Below are 18,775 nucleotides of genomic sequence, written 5' to 3'. Positions count from 1 at the left end.
ATGAACCATGAATTTCTGCACGATGTTCTGGCAGGATTACGGCTGCCGCAGAAAGAGCTGTCGCCGAAGTACTTTTACGATGCTCAGGGATCGAAGTATTTTGACCAAATTTGTGAGCTGGAGGAATACTATCCGTATCGCACCGAGCTGAGTTTATTGCCTGAGGTAGCGCGAGAGCTGAAACAGTATTTTATGAATCAGTCGATTACCGGCATCCAGTTGGTTGAGTTTGGTGCTGGCTCTTTGCGTAAAGTAAAGCCGGTGTTACAAGAGCTGACCATGGTTGAGGAATTTACCGCAATCGATATTTCCGGGGAGCATCTCAAAGAAGCTTCAGCTGATTTGGAGGAATCCTTCCCGGAGTTGCCGATTAAAGCTGCTCAGGGAGATTTTACCCAACCGATAAAGTTAGCGCTTTCCAATGCTACGGCAATGGGCTTTTTTCCTGGTTCTACCATTGGCAACTTCTCGCCCGAAGAAGCTTTACGTTTTCTGCGTAATGCGCGCACTACTTTGGGTGACGGCGGCTACTTATTACTGGGAGTTGATACCAAAAAAGATCAGCAAATGCTTGAAGCGGCTTACAACGACAGCCAGAATATTACGGCCCGTTTTAATAAAAACATTTTGATTAGAATAAACCGCGAACTGGATGCTAACTTTCAGTTAGACCAGTTTGAGCATACTGCCATTTATAACCAAAAGCTCGGGCGTATAGAAATGCATTTACGCAGCCTTGTTCGCCAGACGGTTGAGATAGCTGGTGAAGACTTTCAGTTTGATGAAGGCGAGACGATTCACACAGAAAACTCCTATAAGTACCACCCACATGAGTTTGAGCAATTAGCGGCAGAGGCTGGCTGGCAACGTGAAGGTTTATGGCTGGCGCAAAATGATATCTTTTCGGTGATGTTATTACACAATGCGGAGCAATCAGCAGGGTAATCAATGTCTGGTCACGATACACTTTGCACAGTAGATGTTTTCTATGGTCCGCGAGCACAGGGCAATCAACATCATATTCTGTATCGTGCGGATCCGGACTGGTATGAAATTCCGGCTGAGCATGGAAACACTCCTAACTTAATACTACTGAGTGGCGGTGACGGTGTGTTTACAGCTCAATTTTTTAGCTGTGGTCAACCGACCTACCGCTGCGGATCAGGTAACCTTGCTATTGCGACTTATATTGATGAGGAACTGGCGTCTGCAGCAAGCAACTGGCGGTTGCTTACGGATGCCGGTGAGATACAACTGGGAGTCGATCGTCAGTCGGCCTATTACCTGGACAAAGCCTTAGCGCAGAGACCATTACAAAACCGAAATTTTTGGCAGCGATTGGTTCGGCAACCGGTTATTAATGGACGCTACTGCGGTCATCGTAACGATTATGTCCTGCTGGAGGTGAGCCAGCCGTTGATTGAACTGAATATAAATAGTCCTGCTTTACGTCGGTTCAGTCAGCGCGCCCTAATTGTGGTTTATCGACCCCCGTCCGGAGCCGTCCAGTTGCGTTATTTTGCTCCCCAATACGGGCCGGCAGAAGATGCTGCGACCGGCTCAGCCAGCGTTCAGGCTGCGAGTTATTTGCGGCAACAATACCCGAAGCGATACGCCCATCAGCCGTTGCAAATTCAGCAATGCTCACCTGCCGGCGGGTATCTTTATCTGACAGGTCATCAACAGCAGACTTTAGTGAGAGGCCGAACGGCGGTGCGACGCAAAGGGGCGAATCATTCGTCTTTTGTCTACACTAATATAGACACTAAAGAATAAACACTTATCAGCAAAACAGACAGGTGCTTCGATGGTATTTGAAAAATGTCCAAAATGTGAAGATCAGGTATTGGATAACAAGTATAGCTGTCCGGCCTGTGGTTATGTGAAACCGGATAAATCCGATAAATCAGAAGACCCGGATAAACAAAATCAGCCTGGTGAAAATAATATTACCACCGAGAACACGTCGAAAAGCTTGACGATACAAGGGGTGTTATCACTCGTTATTCTTATTGTCGGTGTGTTTTGGTTTTTTCTGACAGCTGACGAGTACCGGCAAAGTGGCGAAATCAATATTATTGCGCTCATTATGTTCGTCGGTGGCTTAGCTTGGTATATCTTAACGCGCTTTCGAATTTGGCGGGAACATCGGTAATTTTGAAATATTCCCGCATCGCGACTAGGCTTATTAGTTGTAGTAAAGCAATTTTGGTTGCATTCGCAAAACTGCAATTTGCAGCCTTAGTTTCGCACTGAGAAGAAGTTTAAGGAGGCGAAATCATGCAAGTTAAAGACATAATGACAACACCGCAATATCTTAAAGACAACGTGACAATTCGCGAAGCTGCGTTAACGATGCGCAACAATGGAACCGGTTTTGAGCCCCTGACCAATGCTAAAAAAGTCACTGGCGTCATTACTGATAGAGACATCGCGGTGCGCGCGGTAGCTGAAAGTAAAAGTCCGGATGATAAAGCCAGTAGTATTGCCACTGAGCGAGTTCTCTATACCTATCAGGACGAAGGTATTGAGACGGTTGTCCAAAACATGGTTGAGCAGCAAGTTCAGAGGTTGTTAGTTCTGAACGACCGTGAAAATAAAGACTTGGTCGGTATTGTGACCCTTGGCGATATCGCGAATCATTGCGATGATCCTAAGTTAGCACAAAAAATAGTCAACGCGTCGCGAACCTACCACTAAGCGTTTATTTAAATAATGGTTTAAGTCAGAAAGTCGGCTCTGGACTTTCTGACTTAATTTAACTGCCATCGCTAGTTCCAATACATCAACGACGCTGTCATAAGAGCGCTTCGTGAAAGGGCTGAGAAGTTGCTTAGCTATTGCTAAAGGTTGTGCGGTGGAGTAGGAGAATGCCGAATGAGTTGATAAATCCTCTAACTCACGGTAATTTCACTTTCTTATCACCAACCTGAAGCCATTATGTCGTCGTTACTCAATTGGATGAAAACCCTGAGCGCAATACCTTTAGCGCTTTGCATTCTGTTCGTTGTATTTTTACCTTCTATTCTATTTGCTGCGCTTATTGTTGGTGTGTTTGATTTGCTGTTTCTGGACCTTATCTGGATGTCCTGGCCGACTTTCTGGTGGATATTAGGAACCTGGGTTGTGACTCTGTTTATAGCGTTAGTCAGCAATGCCGATAAGATCATGTTTGGTACACCTCGGTAGTTTAATCCTGGGGCACATAATACCCGCGACGTTGGTATAAAATAGAGGGCAACATAGCAAAAGCTTTTATTTTTTGAAGTTGCTCAGGACTGGGTTGTTCTTCCAATGGCTCTTGTTTGTCCTGTTCCAGTATATAGTGGTACTGCTCAGTTGGCTTATTAACCCGAAGTACCGTTAATGTACCATCTTCTAACCACCCAAAGTTGTCCCCAAATTGCATCATTGCGCGGTTTTCCGGTTGTTCGTTGGTACGACTTAAGTCTTGTCCTACCGTTGGTAAATAGGCTGAAACACCAGCCAGCGACAATAAGGTGGGGGCTAAATCAATTTGGCTCGCGATAGTCTTGATGGTTTTAGGCTGAATGTCTGCTCCTAAAATAAGTCCGGGTATATGAAATTTTCCAACAGGAATTAAGTCGTCACCGTAAACACGAGTATCGTGATCAGCGACGACTAAAAATATCGTGTTATTCCAGTAGTCGCTTTGCCGGGCTTTTTTAAAGAACGCTCCAAGTGCGTAGTCCGCGTACTTTACCGCGTTATTGACAGTATTTTTTGGCTCCTCATAGCGCTTTATTACGTTGTCCGGGAATTCAAAAGGCTCATGATTTGAGGAACTGAATGCCAGGGTGAACGTTGGCTGTTCACCTGCGTGACCCTCCAAACGTTGATGTAACTTGTCGAATAAATCTTCGTCGCTGACTCCCCAACTGCCGATAAATTTAGGCTGTTTGTAATCATCCTGATCAATAATCGACTGGAAACCATTTCCGACGAAAAAATTGGCCATATTGTCAAAGTGAGACTGACCACCGTAGATGAACTCCGTGAAGTAACCCCGGCGCGATAAGGTGTCTGCAAGGGTAAAAAAGTGGCGTTGCGAATTGGAGAGTTTGACGGTACTTCGTGCTCGGGTAGGTAAAAATCCAGAAACGACTGCCTCGATACCTCGTACCGAACGAATGCCGGTTGCGTAGAGCTGCTCAAACCACCAGCCTTGTTCCTTAAGTTGCTCTAGGTGAGGTGTTACCGGTTTTCCGCCAAGTGACTCAACAAAGGTCGCTCCAAGGCTTTCTTCCAGAATAATCACAATATTGAGAGGTTTTTCTCGCTTACGGGTGGCGGCCTGGAAATGCACCGTTGGGTATTCGTCAAATGGGAACTCGTAGTCTTTCAGATGACTCGTTTGTTTTACCGTGGTTAATACTTCTTCGTCCGTTAAGTCCCCATAAACGAGATTGGCTTTTGATTCATGTTTTAAGTTGTAAAGTGCGTATTCCAACGTATAAGTGGAATTCAGAATTAATGAGTTGACCATTGCGTCTGATGTGACAGCAAAAAACGCGGGGTTTGCGGGACGATGAGCTAAAGTAGAACGTATACCCATTACCACGACGATTAAAAGAAGAGGGTAAACACCTAATAAATAACGACGACGTAAGATTTGTGGTTGAAATTGTTTATTAATACGCCGGGTTGAGCCTTTGATAAAATAGATGATTAAAAGAGTGGAAACTAAACCTATAATTAACCACCCTCTAAAGCCGTTCCACAACGTGGAAAAAACCTCGGCGGGGTACTCGAGGTACTCAAAGAATAAGCGATTGGGTCGAGTATCGTACTGGGCCAAAAAGGCAGGTGTCGAAATTTCCATGAACCATAACGTAATGAAACAGAAAGCAAACCACAGCAGAGAAAAGCGATACCACATATTCTGAATCCGCTGTCGGTTCATGAGCGGAATAAAGAATGGCAATGCAAGCAGTGGGATAATAATAAAATAGCCTACTTGCATAAGGTCGGCTCGTAAGCCAAGGACAAAAAACTCCCCTAACCCTATAGCATCGACAACACGATCGTTGTACAAAAGTGCATAAAGTAGGCGAAACCCGCTGAGCAGAGTAAGCGCCGAGATAAAAAACAGAAAGATGGGTCGTAATAACTGTGCTATCGGCAAAATCGATTTGGTCATAAGGCTGTGCTTATCCAATATTTCCGCTTAATAGGGGCAAATTAACAACACATTCTTAAGCTAGCCTTAAGAAATATTTAATAAATTATTGAGATCTAGCATCAGGTATAAGAGGAAATGGAATGAAGCCAAACAAAACGGGCATAGAACGAATTTGGTATGCGACGTTCAATTCATTGCGAGGCATAAAAAGTGCCTGGCAGTATGAAGCGGCTTTTCGACAAGAAGCATTAATGTGCTTGATTTTGGTGCCCGTGGCTTTTTATGTCGATGCTTCTATGGCAGAACGATTGCTATTACTTACCAGTCTTTTTGTTCTCGTTATTACTGAGTTGCTTAATTCAGCAGTGGAAGCTGTGGTAGACCGTGTTGGAGCCGAGTTACATGAGCTTAGTGGCAGGGCTAAGGACCTTGCCTCAGCGGCGGTTTTTTTCGCCTTAATTTTTATGGCTGTTGTTTGGACCTGCGTCCTGTTTTTCTAGTTTAGTATTTTATTCTCGGAACTTTTTAGAAGTTTCGGTCTTCATTATGTTTAAAATACCTTTAAGGTTTCCTTAAGTAAGGCCGTCTAAAGTAGCAGCATGAATGATTCTGTCAGCACCGTTTGCTGATAAAAGGAGCAATCGTCATGCACTACCAATGGATAACGCCAACGCATCGAAACCGAACATCGGTTGAAACCTTCATCTGCGATCGCTACTGGCTCAACTTTAACGCCTGCCTTAGTCATTTGCCCGAAACGCTGTTGGGTCTTTATGAAAATGGAACTTTGGTTGCTGCATGTGGAATTCAGTTCGCAGAGCAAAAGCCCTTATTCTCACAGTGGTATCTCGATAAGCCATTACAGCAGTATCTGGTCGGTAATAAGCATTTGCCAGCTGCCGAGTGTATTGCTGAGGTTGGGTCGATGGCCGCTATCAGGCCAAATTATCTGCCCCTACTTTTTAAGGCCGTTGTCGAGTCGCTTTTGTTGTTGGGACGGACGGCGGTTGTGTTTACTGCAACACGGGCTCTGCAGAAGTACTTTGCTCGAGAAGGTATTGCGCTGACGCTTTTGGCCGAAGCCAAAAGGGCGGCATTGCCCGACTCAATACAAGATATTTGGGGTAACTACTACCAGCACCAGCCCCTGGTGTTAAGTGGTTGGTTGAGTCAGGGCCAGATTTTATTCAATAAGCAACCGTGGCGGCTCACCCAAGAGTCAACAGCAGAGGTTGCGTCATGTCGATAATGGAATTTTTTGAACGTTTGCAGACAAACGCTGAGAGGTTTCCGAATCAGCTTGCTTTAACAGATGAGCAAGAAGCGATTAACTACGAAACCTTGCTGCACCGTGTTGCTGTTCAACATGAACATTATAGGCAACAGACAGGCTCTGTGTTTTTTATTGATAAGCCCAATTCAATTGACTGGGTGATAGAAGACTTGGCTCTACTGTGGGCTGAAAAGGTCAGTGTGCCGGTTCCGCCATTCTTCACTGACGAGCAAAAGCGGCACTTGGTTCAGCAAGCTAATTCTTCGGCCCAATTACCCCTGGCAACAGCCAAAATCACTTATACCTCAGGTACGACCGGTGAACCTAAAGGTGTTTGCCTGTCTGCTGAATCTCAATTGGCGACAGTAAAAGCACTGGCGGAAAGGCTAGGGCCAGTAAAGGTTAAACGGCACCTGGTACTCATGCCTCTTGCGGTCTTGCTGGAGAACATTGCCGGAGTGTACTTATCGCTGTGGCTGGGCCATGAGATTGTTTTGGTTAACTCTGAAACGGCAGGGATAAAGGGGTCGTCATCTCTTTGTGCGACATCCTTCTTTCGCGCACTGCAGGATTATCAGCCGGACAGCCTGATTTTAACGCCAGCGCTGTTAACCGCTGTTATAGCAGGTGTTGAACACGACCAGTTAGACAGGCGGCAATTCAAACTGTTGGCAATTGGCGGGGCCAAGTTACCTCTGCCACTAGAGTTAAAAGCATTGGAATTGGGGCTACCACTAGTGCACGGCTATGGACTGTCAGAGTTTTGTTCGGTTGTTGCACTTAACGTTCCGTGCCACCCGGTTGCCGGCACCGTTGGGAAGCCACTGTCACACGCGCAGGTTGTTCTCGATGACGGAGAAATTCTGGTCTCAGGTAACTGTATGTTGGGTTATTTGGGTGAGCCGGATTCCTGGTACCCGCAAACTATAAGAACCGGAGACTTTGGTTCCTGGGACGCTGAAGGCAACCTCTGTATTGGAGGACGCCTTAAGAACATTATTGTGACCTCATTTGGTCGCAACATTGACCCTGAGTGGCTGGAAGCTTTGTTGAGACTACAGCCAAACATAGTGCAAGCGGCTATCTTCGGTGCCGAGCAGTTACCTATTACAGCGCTTATATTCTCTCAGGAAAGCGCAGACTTCATTGCTGCATGTGTGGAAGCGGTCAATAGTGGACTTCCTGACTACGCACAAATTGAACGATATTTTCTGGTGCCTGAGCCTTTTAGTACAGCAAACCAACAGTTGACCGGAACCGGGCGGCTTCGTCGCGAGCAAATTGCTCGCAATTATTCTCAGCTCTTAACGGTATAGAGGTATTTTATGTCTTTTTTTAACACCTTATGTGAACAAACACAGGTAGAACAGCAGTATCTGCTGAGCGCAAAGCCGATTCAAGAGGCACTGCAGGGTAATATCTCACTGTCGCGTTACCAGGCATTTTTAGGCCAGGCGTATCATCACGTAAAGCACACCGTACCGTTACTCATGCGCTGTGGCAGTAAACTGCCTTTTGGTGATGAGTGGTTGCGCAAAGCGGTAATTGAGTACATTGATGAGGAATATGGGCATGAACGCTGGATACTGAATGATCTCGACGTTGCTGGAGGTGACGTGGAAGCAGTGCAGGCGTCAGAGCCACATACATCGACACAAGCTATGGTGTCTTTAGTTTATAACGCCATAGACAACGTGCATCCGGCTGCATTCTTCGGAATGGCTCACGTACTGGAAGGCACTAGCGTGAAGCTGGCAACGACGGCCGCGCAACGTATCCAGAGCACATTGGGTTTACCCGAGTCGGCTTTTAGTTATTTGTTGTCTCATGGGGACCTGGATCAGGAGCATGTTCACTTTTTTGAGCAACTGATGAATCGAGTTGAAGACGTTGAAGCACAGGGCGCCATTATCCAAACGGCGAGGCACGTCTACCGCCTGTACGGCGACATGTTCAGAGCGTTACCTGAGCTTGCTGGCGAACAATTGGTGCAAAACGCATGAGCAGAGTCGATTGGAAATCACAAACTGTTGTACTGACTGGCGCGAGTGGGGGGCTTGGAACCCAACTTGCCGAGCAGCTGAGTGCAAAGCGGGCGAAGCTGCTGTTGTTAGGTCGCTCTAAGCCTGAGCTCTGTGCCCTCGCTGAGCGTTTACATCAAGACTATTTCGTCGTGGATTTACGTGAGAACGATGCAGTAACTAAGTTGAGAGCCTTTATTGAGCAGCAAAACTTAGACATTACCGGACTCATCAATAATGCGGCGACCACACACGAGGGATTGTTTGAAGAAACAGAAGTTGAGGATATTCAACGTGTTATTGCTACGAATTTAACGGTACCGCTCACCCTAATCCACAGTTTGTTGCCGCAATTAAGAGCAAGCCATGGCTGGGTTATGAACATTGGGTCTGTTTTTGGTGCTATTGGCTTTCCGGGCCAGACACTTTATTGCGCTAGTAAGTTTGGCTTGCGGGGGTTTGGCGAAGCCCTTCACCGAGAGCTGGAATCAGATGATGTGCAAATACTTCACTGCGCACCCAGAGCAATACAGACGCAACTGAATAAAGGTGTTATTCAGCGTTTAAATCAGCAATTAAAAGCTTCGGCTGATAAGCCGGAGTGGGTTGCTAAACAAATCATTCATCAAATTGAGCAACAACAGCCACTGAAAACTCTTGGCTGGCCTGAAAAGCTATTTACCCGGCTCAACGGGCTGTTACCTGAACTGGTGAACGGCAGTATGAAAAAGCCTCGTGCTTTATTACATCAATTGATTAAGGAAAAATCGTTATGAAACCAATGACTGTAATATTAACCTCAATGACGTTAGCTTTGATGGTCTACTTGTCCCCGGTCGCTGCTGAAGAAGCCAGTCAGTTGCTGACAGTTCAGCAGCGGTGGGCCGAAGTCAATTACACGCTTGAAGGAGATGAGCAGCTAAACGCCTTCGAAGAGCTATCAAAACAAGCGGAAAACTGGGTTAAGCAAGAACCAGAAAACGCCGAAGCGCATATTTGGTTAGGAATTATTAAGAGCACTCAGGCTGGAGCCGAAGGCGGGTTGAGCGCACTGGGATTGGCAAAAGAAGCCAGGAAGCACCTGGAGCGAGCATTGCAACTGGAGCCTGACGCTCTGGGCGGTTCAGCTTATGCCAGTTTGGGCACATTGTACTACAAAGTTCCGGGGTGGCCGTTTGGCTTTGGCGACGATGACAAAGCGAGTGAGCTGTTGCAGCAGGCATTAAAAATAAACCCTGATGGTATTGACCCTAATTACTTTTATGCTGATTATCTATTTGAACAAGAGCAGTATCAAAAAGCCAAAGCGCATGCTCAACGGGCGTTAAACGCAGAGGTTAGAGCCCAGAGACCACTGGCTGATGCAGAACGCCGCAAAGAGGTGCACGCATTGTTAGACAAAATTAACCGTGAGCTTAAGGGGTAGTCGGCGGCATGGAATTGCTACTGGTTGAAGACAACTCAATGCTAGGGCAGGCCGTTGAAATTGGCCTGTCAGAGCGGCAGTTTCAGGTGCAATGGGTACGCACCGGAGCCGCCGCCATTAGTGAGTTAAACCGAACCCATTATGAAGCTGTGGTACTGGATTTGGGGTTGCCAGATCTTGATGGAACTCGCGTATTATCCAGTATTAGAAAAAAAGGACTCACGCTGCCTGTCTTGGTTCTCACCGCGCGGGACCAGTCAGCGGAAATTGTTAAGCAGCTGGATAATGGTGCTGATGATTATATGATCAAGCCATTCGATATGAATGAACTGGCAGCTCGTTTGCGAGCATTGGTGCGCAGGCAGCGAGGCTACGCGTCACCAGAACTGACCGTTGGTGAAATCGTTCTGGATGACGTTAATCATACCGTTGCGGTTCAGGGACACTCGATAGACCTTTCTCGTCGTGAGTTTGAACTATTAAAAGCGTTAATGGGGGCTCCGGGACGTGTTCAGAGTCGCGACAAACTGGAATCTGTTGTTTTTCAAAACGAAACTCAGGTAGAAAGTAACGCTTTAGAAGTTCACGTTCATAACTTGCGAAAAAAGCTGGGCCATAAGGAATGGATCCAAACCATTCGTGGCATTGGTTATCGATTACAATGCGACTAATTCAACACATCAAGCATAAATTAAACTCCATCAGGCGACGTATTCTGGTCGCGGTATCGCTAGTTTATCTTCTCAGTTCGGCAGTCTCAGCTGGCTGGATCTATATTGAAGTCAGCCACGAAGTGGATGAGCTCTTTGACGCGGAAATGCTGCAGCAAGCAAAAACCCTATCTGCTTTAATCTCCGTAAATTCCAATTTTCCGAAGTCAGGGGTCGTGGTTCAATCCCTTGGAGCGCATGGGTATGAAGATAAACTGTCTTACAGAATAGAGAGTGCGGACGGCAAAGTGCTTATGAAAACCGAAGGTGCACCGGATTCTGATGAGTTCGCATTTATTCCTGGTTTTTCTGCGCAACAATTCGAGAATGACTTGTGGCATGCCTTTGGCCTGAAAAATGTTGAAAGCGGGCAGCGAGTATTAATGTTGCAAGAAGATGGCTTTCGTTCCGAACTGCGTATGGATTTGACGATTGATACGGTCATACCGGTACTGTTTATTCTGCCTTTTATGTTGTGGCTGGGCTGGTGGACCATCAACCAGAACTTTTCCAGTTTTAATCGTTTGGGTGAAGAATTACGCCGAAAACGTGCAGATGACTACACCGCTTTTGTCGAAGATAACGACCGGGAAGAAGTTGCGTTAGTGAAACGCTCGTTGAACCATTACCTGAACCGAATTGAGCAAACGTTTTTGCGAGAAAAACGGTTTTCCGCCGACGCAGCGCATGAGTTGAGAACGCCTCTGGCCAGTTTGAAAGCTCAGCTTCAAAGTCGTTTGGGGAGTGCGACCGCAGGGCAAAAGAATGAGTTGCAGCCGCTGCTCGACAGCACCGAGCGGCTCGTCAAATTGGTAGAAAGCTTATTGCAGTTGTCTAAAGCTGAGTTACCACCGGAGCGTTTACAGCCGGTTAATGTTGCCCGGCTCGTCAGGCAGGCACTTGCTGACCAATACGCGGCTGCAGAATCGAAAAAACTTAACTACAGCGTTTTGCTTCCAACCGTACTTACGCATACGAGTGATGAAAACTATCTCTACCTTCTGTTTGCCAATGCACTGGATAATGCCATTAAGTATGCGGTTCCGGGCTCCTCAATTCATATAGAAGCGACTGAGCATGAGGTTTCTATCTGCAACCGGGTTGCTGAGGATCACACCATCGATATTGACCGAATTACCGAGCGTTTCTATCGGGGCAAACAACTAGGCGTGGAGGGCTCCGGCCTGGGCTTGAGTATCGTCAAAAATCTAGCGGATCAACTTGGCGTTTATATTGGTTTTCGTAATACAGGCGATGAGTTCTGTTTCATTGTGACATTTGACCCAGCTCAATAAACAGCAGTGTTTTTGGTGCTGAGTGATGAAGCTTAATATTTCCTTAAGGGAGAGTGGTTACATTTAAGCCATTCAACACCTTTTGGAGTCATTATGGATATTCGATATTCAGGTCTGTCACGAATTAGCCATTGGTTGAGCGTAATTTTTGTCGTTGTCATGTTAACTCTGGGCTACATGATGTTTTTCTCGACCGATAGGGGAGCCGGAGCCTACGCAGAAGCAGCGCACATTGGAGTCGGTTTTTTTGCGTTTTGGGTTCTGCTCTGGCGTACAGTTTACCGTTTAAAAATGGGCTTCCCTGCTTATAAAATAAAAAGCACACGGCATGATGTCGCCAGAGTTATCCATTACCTGATTTTACTCGCTCTGGTATTACTCATTTTTACTGGTCCGCTTTATCTGTTCACTGAAAACGAGGGCATGGCGGTATTCAATTGGTTTACCATTAATCTTGATCTTTCCGCCCTAAGTCTTATTCATGAGCCCGTGGAAGAAGTGCATAAAATTACGGGTTTGTATCTGCTGCCTGCTTTACTGATTGTGCATATTGTTGGCGCTATAGTGACCTATATTTTAGGTGAATAACTACCTAAGCCGATTAACGCCTGTTGCTGAAGTTCGTTGGGAGCGAAGCTTTGTCGACAGGCCACTTTCTGACTACATAAACCCAAATATCTCGTCTAGACTCTAGTACAAAGCCACTAAATAGAGGAAAGCTATGACAGATACTGAGCGGCAAGATCTCGGGTTGTTCACGGATTTGTATCAGCTCACAATGCTAGATGCTTATTTGCAAGAAGACATGCACGATGACGCTGTTTTTACTCTGTTTGTTCGTCGGCTTCCACAAGAGCGGAAGTTTCTGTTGGCTGCGGGTCTTGATCCCCTGCTTCAAACAATTGAAGAATTGTCCTTCAGCGATGGGGATTTGCGTTACCTTGAAGAGCAAAACTTCTCTCCGCGGCTTATTAATTATTTAAAGGATTTTGAATTTACCGGGCAGGTGAGAGCTTTGCCTGAGGGCACTGTGTTTTTTGAAAACGAGCCCATTGTCGAGATTAAGGCGCCGCTACCACAAGCGCAACTGATTGAAACTCTGGTGATGAACCAGCTGCATCTACAAACTCTATTGGCCTCAAAAGGCGCCCGGGTTGCCTACGCTGCGCAGGAACGCCCTGTTTTAGACTTTGGTGCGCGCCGTGTGCATGGCATTGATGCGGGTAGAAAAGGCAGCAGGGCACTTTACCTCAGCGGCATTGCTTCCACCTCTAATATGTTAGCTGCGCGCACTTATGACTTGCCGATAGCCGGCACTATGGCGCACAGCTATATTCAAGCCCATGATTCAGAGTATGAAGCGTTTAAAAACTTTACCAGAGCCTTCCCTGAAACCGTATTGCTGGTCGATACCATTGATACTTTAAAAGGTGTAGACAAAGTCATTGAGCTTGCCAATGAGTTAGGCTCCGACTTCAAGGTGAAAGGCATTCGGCTGGATTCAGGGGACTTAGGTGATCTCGCTTTTAAATCCAGAAAGCGACTGGACGAACATAATCTTAATCACTTACAGATCATCGCCAGTGGTGGTCTCGATGAGTATAAAATCGCTCAGTTAATTGAGGATGGAGCGCCTATTGATGGCTTCGGCGTTGGCACCGGAATGGGTGTGTCTGATGATGCTGCGGCGCTCGATATGGCCTACAAGTTAGTTGAGTACGCCGGTAAGGGGCGTTTAAAACTTTCTAGCGGGAAACCCGTCTTACCCGGCGAAAAACAAGTTTTCCGAGAAACCGAAGAGCGTTTTAGTCGCGATATCATTGCACGTGCGGAAGAGCAACTGCCGGGTGAGCCTCTGCTAAAGAAAGTGATGCAAAATGGCAAAAGGCTTCCGTCTCATCAGCGTGATATTGAAAGCATCAGGAACTACGCCCAACAACAGCTAAAACAGCTGCCTAATGATGTTTCTTCACTACGTGGTAATGGGAAGTCTTATTCGGCAGAGATAAGTGAGAAGTTATCAAACTATCAGAAAGAGATAGCCGAACACCTCAAAGGAGGGGTTAGAAAGGGAGAGTATTCATGAAAACAACTTTTGAGAACAACGATGCACTGATAATTGTCGATGTACAAAATGACTTTTGTCCGGGCGGAAAGCTGGCTCTGGATGAAGGTGATGAGGTGGTGCCTATTATCAATGCGATGACCGCGCAAGCACAGGAGGCGGGTATTCCAATATTTGTGTCGAGGGACTGGCACCCCCGGCACCATGTGAGCTTTGATGAGCGCGGCGGCCCCTGGCCTGAACACTGCGTTCAGGATACCAAAGGCGCCGAGTTTCACCCCGATCTTAGCGTACCTGATGATGTTCGTTTAGTTTCTAAAGGGGCTCGTTTTGATATTGACCAGTATTCGGCGTTTGATAAAACCGGGCTGGTTTCCGAGCTCGTACATCTTAATGTTAAGCGGGTCTGGGTCGTTGGTTTGGCGTTGGAGGTTTGTGTGAGAGCCACTGCCCTTGACGCCGCAAAAAATGACTATGAAACTTTTTTAGTGGAAGAAGGAACTCGCTTTATTGACCGCGCCGACGCGGAAAAAGCTCGAAAGGAGCTAAGGGACGCCGGCGTTACCATTAAGTAAGGAGTTACTTTCTAAGCGCGCGTTGATAATGAGCAAATTCTTTGTCACTGAATAGCACAAAACGTACAAGCTTCAGATGGCTTAATTTCTCAACGTGCGCTCTTATTGTCTCCAAAGCAACGTCGGTTGCCGATTCAAAAGGGTAACCAAAGGCTCCTGTTGATATAGCCGGAAAGGCAATTGACTCCATCTGGTGTTTTTCCGTTAAGTCCAGCGCGTTTCGATAGCAATCGGCAAGCAGTTTATCGGAAGGCGTATCAACGCCATAGACGGGCCCCAGACAATGAATGATATAGCGGTTAGGTAGGAGGAATGCTTTGGTCATCACAGCGTCACCCGGTTTAATAGGCGCAAGTGAACGAGTAGCCTCTTCCAGTTCATTCCCGGCTGCGTGATGGATTGCGCCAGCGACACCACCCCCTGGTTTGAGCTCAGCATTCGCGGCATTAACAATGGCTTCAATGTCGTTTTGTTGGGTAATATCACCATGCACACACTCGTATTTCATAATTTTCTCCATTTTTGCCTTTGTTTGATCTTAGTACATTAGCCTTAAAGAGAGGTTCAACCTTTTTTGAATAACATGATTCGATTGCTGATAACCTCAAGGTGGAGTTGGAAGTGTGTTGCGATCCAATTCATTGTTTTTGGCGTGTAGAAACTGACATGGGTTGGATCATTTTTGTAATTCCACAGTTTAAAACGTTCAGCTGTTTCTTGAGTGAACAGCGACGTCATAATTCCTATCCAACCATTCGGCTTAACTAAACTGACTAACTCTGGCCAGGTTGCCGCAGGCTCATAGAAGTGTTCAACCACTTCGGTGCTGGTAACAAAGTCATACTGACGGTCGAGTTGTTCACGTGCGGGTGCGTAAAAAATATCGTAAATCGACATCTTCATGCCCTGTTCTTCTAACATCAGGTGCAAAACCGGCCCAGGCCCTGAGCCAAAATCGAGTCCGCTCATACCGGGGACGAGTTTTTCTAGCAGAGGTTCTGATAGCTGACTGAGAAAGGCTCTGTATTGCGTATCGTTGGGGTCATTTTCATGATAGTCATAAATGGCCTTCTCTTCGTTCGGAAGTAAACGAGTTTCCCGGTCAGCAAAAATGAGATCGCATTCCGGACAACGAAAATACTTGCGGTTTTTGTCGTCACAAAAAGGGAAAGAGGTAGAAGCGCATAAAGTACATAGCATGAGACTATGCTACCTCAGCGCATTGTAACTGCAAGACGATCTTTCTCTTTCTTTAATCTGTATCTATAAAACCTATCAAAGCAAACGGTATCTTGCCTTGGAGTAAATGGCGCAGCGTTGCTATAACTATACATAACAATTATTCAAATTTAAGCACAGAAATAAGGAAGGCATAATGAGTAGTTCAAACGGTGGCGGTAAATGCCCAATCATGCACGGTAGCATGACATCTGAGAAAAAAACGAACACGCACTGGTGGCCAAATTCCCTCAAGCTAGAAATTCTGCGTCAGCATGACACCAAAGCGAATCCAATGGATGACGACTTTAATTACGCAGAAGAATTTAAAAAAATCGACCTGGAAGAGTTAAAGCAAGATTTGAAAAACTTCATGACCGACAGCCAGGAGTGGTGGCCGGCAGACTGGGGCCATTACGGTGGTTTAATGATTCGTATGGCCTGGCACTCGGCCGGTTCATACCGTTTAGCCGATGGTCGTGGTGGCGGCGGCACCGGGAACCAGCGCTTTGCGCCGCTGAACAGCTGGCCAGATAATGTCAGCCTGGATAAAGCGCGCCGATTATTGTGGCCGATTAAGAAAAAATACGGCAACAAGCTGTCCTGGGCAGATTTATTTATTCTGGCCGGTAACATGGCCTATGAGTCCATGGGTCTTAAAACCTTTGGTTTTGCCGGTGGTCGTGAAGACATCTGGCACCCGGAAGAAGACACTTATTGGGGTAGCGAGAAAGAGTGGCTGGCGGAGACGAAAAACCGTTACAGCTCGGATGAAGAGCGCGATTCGTTAGAAAATCCATTAGCGGCAGTGCAAATGGGTCTGATTTATGTGAATCCGGAAGGTGTAGACGGCAACCCTGATCCGTTAAGAACGGCGAAAGACGTGCGCGAAACCTTTAAACGTATGGCAATGAATGACGAAGAAACCTGTGCGTTAACCGCAGGCGGCCATACTGTGGGTAAATGTCACGGTAATGGTAAAGAAGAAAACTTAGGTCCGGAACCCGAAGCGGCAGATGTTGAAGAGCAAGGTATGGGCTGGCGCAACAGCGGTGGTAAAGGTGTGGGTCGCGATACGGTTACCAGCGGGATTGAAGGCGCCTGGACGACCAACCCAACCCAATGGGATAACGGCTATTTCTACCTGCTGTTTAACTACGAGTGGGAACTGAAGAAAAGCCCGGCTGGCGCTTGGCAGTGGGAGCCTATCGATATTAAAGAAGAAGATAAGCCGGTTGATGTGGAAGACCCGTCTATTCGTCTTAACCCCATTATGACCGACGCTGATATGGCGATGAAGATGGACCCGGACTATCGCAAAATTGCGGAGAAGTTCTACAAAGACCCAGAGTACTTTGCGGATGTCTTCGCGCGTGCCTGGTTTAAACTGACTCATCGTGACTTAGGTCCGAAAGATCGTTACTTAGGTCCGGACGTACCGGAAGAAGACCTGATTTGGCAAGATCCTATTCCGAAAGTGGATTACACCTTAAATGAGCAGGAAATTGCTGACTTAAAAGAGAAGCTTTTAAACACGGAATTAACCTCCTATGAGTTGATTTCGACCGCCTGGGACAGCGCGCGTAATTTCCGCGGTTCGGACTTCCGTGGCGGAGCTAATGGCGCCCGCATTCGTTTAGCGCCGCAAAAAGACTGGCACGGTAACGAGCCGGAAAAACTGCACAAAGTGCTTCGTGTACTGGAAGAGCTGCAATCGACATTGGATAAGAAAGTCAGTTTAGCCGACTTGATTGTTCTGGGTGGTACGGCAGCCGTTGAAAAAGCGGCTAAAGACGCTGGCTATACTATTACGGCTCCTTTTGCTCCGGGTCGTGGCGATGCCACTGATGAAATGACAGATGTGGAAAGCTTTGAGTCATTAGAGCCGCTGCATGACGGTTATCGCAACTATCTGAAAAAGGATTACGCAGTGCCAGCTGAAGAGCTGATGCTGGATCGTACGCATTTGATGGGCTTAACAGCACCTGAGATGACTGTTCTTGTCGGTGGTATGCGCGCGTTAGGGGCAAACTATGGTGAGTCTGAGCATGGTGTATTTACCGACCGTGCGGGCACTTTGACCAATGATTTTTTTGTTAACCTGACTGACATGAATAATGTCTGGAAGAAAGCCGGTAACCACTACGAAGTTCGGGACCGTAAAACCGATGAACTGAAGTGGACGGCAAGCCGTATTGACCTGGTGTTTGGTTCGAACTCTATCTTACGTTCGTACTCAGAGCTGTACGCTCAGGACGACAACCAGGAGAAGTTTGTTAAAGACTTTGTGAAAGCCTGGACGAAAGTCATGAATGCTGACCGCTTCGATTTGGCATAAGGAGGAAGCATGTCGAAAGTACTTTTAATTACCGGTGCCTCAAGTGGCATCGGTAAAGCCACAGCCCGTAAAGCGGCGAAAGAAGGCCTGAAGCTGATATTAGTTGCGCGCCGGAAGGAAAAGCTGGATGCGTTAGTTGAGGAGTTTGGTGCTGACAGCGCCATTGGCGTAGCCGCTGATGCCGGGAATTACGATGAATTAGAACAGGCAGTGAAGCAAGGTGTCGATAAATTTGGCCAGTTGGATGCGGTGTTTGCGAATGCCGGTACTGGCGTTTCGACAGCCGGTACAGAAGAGGGCGATCCAGATGAATGGAAGCAGATGGTTGATGTGAATATCAACGGACTCCTGTACACAGCGAAGTTGACGTTGCCGCATTTACGCAAAACCACAGGCCACTTTTTAATGACGGGTTCTGCCGCTGGGCGGATTACCTTGAAAGGCTCGGTTTACGGCGCAACTAAATGGTTTGTCCATGGTTTTGCACAGAACCTGGCCGAAGAGATGAAAGAGTGGAATGGGCGCTGCACGACCATAGCGCCGGGCATGGTGAACACCCCATTCTTTGATGAACCCAAGCCTGACAAGCTGGATCCGGATGACGTTGCCGATGCTGTGTTGTATTCAATTAATGCGAATCCACGTAATTGTGTGCGTGAAGTGTTCTTAATGCCTGCTTTTTGATTTAGGTCAAACTAAGGTCGTTTTAGA

At 46.8% G+C, this 18,775-nt stretch carries 21 protein-coding genes; 18 read left to right on the top strand and 3 right to left on the bottom strand.

What is annotated here, in order from left to right; all coding sequences use genetic code 11:
* The 5 genes from egtD (at position 1) to RBK99_RS08535 (ending at position 3,189) form a co-directional block, all read left to right on the top strand.
* Positions 1-945 carry an L-histidine N(alpha)-methyltransferase gene (gene egtD, locus RBK99_RS08555; protein WP_317504186.1) on the top strand — a complete coding sequence of 315 codons (945 nt, stop codon included), beginning with the start codon at positions 1-3 and terminating at the stop codon, positions 943-945.
* Between the two features lie 3 nt (positions 946-948).
* On the top strand, positions 949-1,776 hold the full coding sequence (locus tag RBK99_RS08550; RefSeq protein ID WP_317504185.1) for a PhzF family phenazine biosynthesis protein: 828 nt from the start codon (positions 949-951) through the stop codon (positions 1,774-1,776).
* Between the two features lie 31 nt (positions 1,777-1,807).
* Positions 1,808-2,155, top strand: coding sequence for a zinc ribbon domain-containing protein (locus tag RBK99_RS08545; protein WP_317504184.1), 348 nt, complete (start codon positions 1,808-1,810; stop codon positions 2,153-2,155).
* 125 nt (positions 2,156-2,280) lie between these two features.
* Entirely contained in the window at positions 2,281-2,700 is a 420-nt protein-coding gene (locus RBK99_RS08540; RefSeq protein ID WP_317504183.1) for a CBS domain-containing protein, read from the top strand.
* A gap of 240 nt (positions 2,701-2,940) precedes the next feature.
* On the top strand, positions 2,941-3,189 hold the full coding sequence (locus RBK99_RS08535) for a hypothetical protein (RefSeq protein ID WP_317504182.1): 249 nt from the start codon (positions 2,941-2,943) through the stop codon (positions 3,187-3,189).
* 1 nt (position 3,190) lies between these two features.
* Here RBK99_RS08535 and RBK99_RS08530 read toward each other — a convergent pair whose 3' ends face one another.
* Positions 3,191-5,161: an LTA synthase family protein gene (locus tag RBK99_RS08530; RefSeq protein ID WP_317504181.1), complete on the bottom strand. Its 1,971-nt coding sequence runs from the start codon at positions 5,159-5,161 to the stop codon at positions 3,191-3,193.
* A gap of 122 nt (positions 5,162-5,283) precedes the next feature.
* Here RBK99_RS08530 and RBK99_RS08525 point away from each other — a divergent pair, with 122 nt between their 5' ends.
* The 11 genes from RBK99_RS08525 to RBK99_RS08475 all read left to right on the top strand — a co-directional run bounded on the left by RBK99_RS08525 (position 5,284) and on the right by RBK99_RS08475 (position 14,508).
* Positions 5,284-5,643: a diacylglycerol kinase gene (locus RBK99_RS08525; RefSeq protein WP_317504180.1), complete on the top strand. Its 360-nt coding sequence runs from the start codon at positions 5,284-5,286 to the stop codon at positions 5,641-5,643.
* 146 nt (positions 5,644-5,789) lie between these two features.
* On the top strand, positions 5,790-6,392 hold the full coding sequence (locus RBK99_RS08520; RefSeq protein WP_317504179.1) for a thermostable hemolysin: 603 nt from the start codon (positions 5,790-5,792) through the stop codon (positions 6,390-6,392).
* Entirely contained in the window at positions 6,383-7,732 is a 1,350-nt protein-coding gene (locus RBK99_RS08515) for an AMP-binding protein (RefSeq protein WP_317504178.1), read from the top strand. The genes RBK99_RS08520 and RBK99_RS08515 overlap by 10 nt, the downstream gene beginning before the upstream one ends.
* 9 nt (positions 7,733-7,741) lie before the next feature.
* Positions 7,742-8,419 (top strand): iron-containing redox enzyme family protein, encoded by a 678-nt coding sequence (locus RBK99_RS08510; RefSeq protein ID WP_317504177.1) that lies wholly within the window; start codon positions 7,742-7,744, stop codon positions 8,417-8,419.
* Entirely contained in the window at positions 8,416-9,213 is a 798-nt protein-coding gene (locus RBK99_RS08505) for an SDR family oxidoreductase (protein ID WP_317504176.1), read from the top strand. Before RBK99_RS08510 ends, RBK99_RS08505 begins: the two co-directional genes overlap by 4 nt.
* Entirely contained in the window at positions 9,210-9,863 is a 654-nt protein-coding gene (locus RBK99_RS08500; protein ID WP_317504175.1) for a tetratricopeptide repeat protein, read from the top strand. The genes RBK99_RS08505 and RBK99_RS08500 overlap by 4 nt, the downstream gene beginning before the upstream one ends.
* 8 nt (positions 9,864-9,871) lie before the next feature.
* Positions 9,872-10,534 carry a response regulator gene (locus RBK99_RS08495; RefSeq protein WP_317504174.1) on the top strand — a complete coding sequence of 221 codons (663 nt, stop codon included), beginning with the start codon at positions 9,872-9,874 and terminating at the stop codon, positions 10,532-10,534.
* The gene (locus RBK99_RS08490) at positions 10,525-11,868 is read left to right on the top strand and encodes a histidine kinase dimerization/phospho-acceptor domain-containing protein (protein WP_317504173.1); all 1,344 of its coding nucleotides are present in this window, start codon (positions 10,525-10,527) and stop codon (positions 11,866-11,868) included. The genes RBK99_RS08495 and RBK99_RS08490 overlap by 10 nt, the downstream gene beginning before the upstream one ends.
* Positions 11,869-11,961: 93 nt before the next feature.
* Positions 11,962-12,456: a cytochrome b gene (locus RBK99_RS08485; RefSeq protein ID WP_317504172.1), complete on the top strand. Its 495-nt coding sequence runs from the start codon at positions 11,962-11,964 to the stop codon at positions 12,454-12,456.
* Positions 12,457-12,589: 133 nt separating this feature from the next.
* Positions 12,590-13,954, top strand: a complete 1,365-nt coding sequence (locus RBK99_RS08480) for a nicotinate phosphoribosyltransferase (protein WP_317504171.1) — start codon at positions 12,590-12,592, stop codon at positions 13,952-13,954.
* Positions 13,951-14,508 carry an isochorismatase family protein gene (locus tag RBK99_RS08475; protein WP_317504170.1) on the top strand — a complete coding sequence of 186 codons (558 nt, stop codon included), beginning with the start codon at positions 13,951-13,953 and terminating at the stop codon, positions 14,506-14,508. Before RBK99_RS08480 ends, RBK99_RS08475 begins: the two co-directional genes overlap by 4 nt.
* Before the next feature lie 4 nt (positions 14,509-14,512).
* Here the strand turns inward: RBK99_RS08475 and RBK99_RS08470 are convergent, their stop codons facing one another.
* Both RBK99_RS08470 and RBK99_RS08465 read right to left on the bottom strand, forming a co-directional pair.
* Positions 14,513-15,016, bottom strand: a complete 504-nt coding sequence (locus RBK99_RS08470; protein WP_317504169.1) for a macro domain-containing protein — start codon at positions 15,014-15,016, stop codon at positions 14,513-14,515.
* Between the two features lie 56 nt (positions 15,017-15,072).
* Positions 15,073-15,708 (bottom strand): class I SAM-dependent methyltransferase, encoded by a 636-nt coding sequence (locus RBK99_RS08465; RefSeq protein ID WP_317504168.1) that lies wholly within the window; start codon positions 15,706-15,708, stop codon positions 15,073-15,075.
* Positions 15,709-15,883: 175 nt separating this feature from the next.
* Between RBK99_RS08465 and katG the strand changes: the two genes are divergently transcribed.
* On the top strand, positions 15,884-18,064 hold the full coding sequence (gene katG / locus RBK99_RS08460) for a catalase/peroxidase HPI (RefSeq protein WP_317504167.1): 2,181 nt from the start codon (positions 15,884-15,886) through the stop codon (positions 18,062-18,064).
* A 9-nt stretch (positions 18,065-18,073) separates the two neighbouring features.
* Positions 18,074-18,748, top strand: a complete 675-nt coding sequence (locus tag RBK99_RS08455) for an SDR family oxidoreductase (protein ID WP_317504166.1) — start codon at positions 18,074-18,076, stop codon at positions 18,746-18,748.
* The last annotated feature ends 27 nt before the right edge of the window (positions 18,749-18,775 follow it).

The sequence above is a fragment of the Idiomarina solivarensis genome, from assembly GCF_033052755.1.
In the GTDB taxonomy this organism is placed as follows: domain Bacteria; phylum Pseudomonadota; class Gammaproteobacteria; order Enterobacterales; family Alteromonadaceae; genus Idiomarina.
Note: the sequence above shows the minus strand (reverse complement) of the source record. Positions and strands in the feature narration are given on the sequence as shown.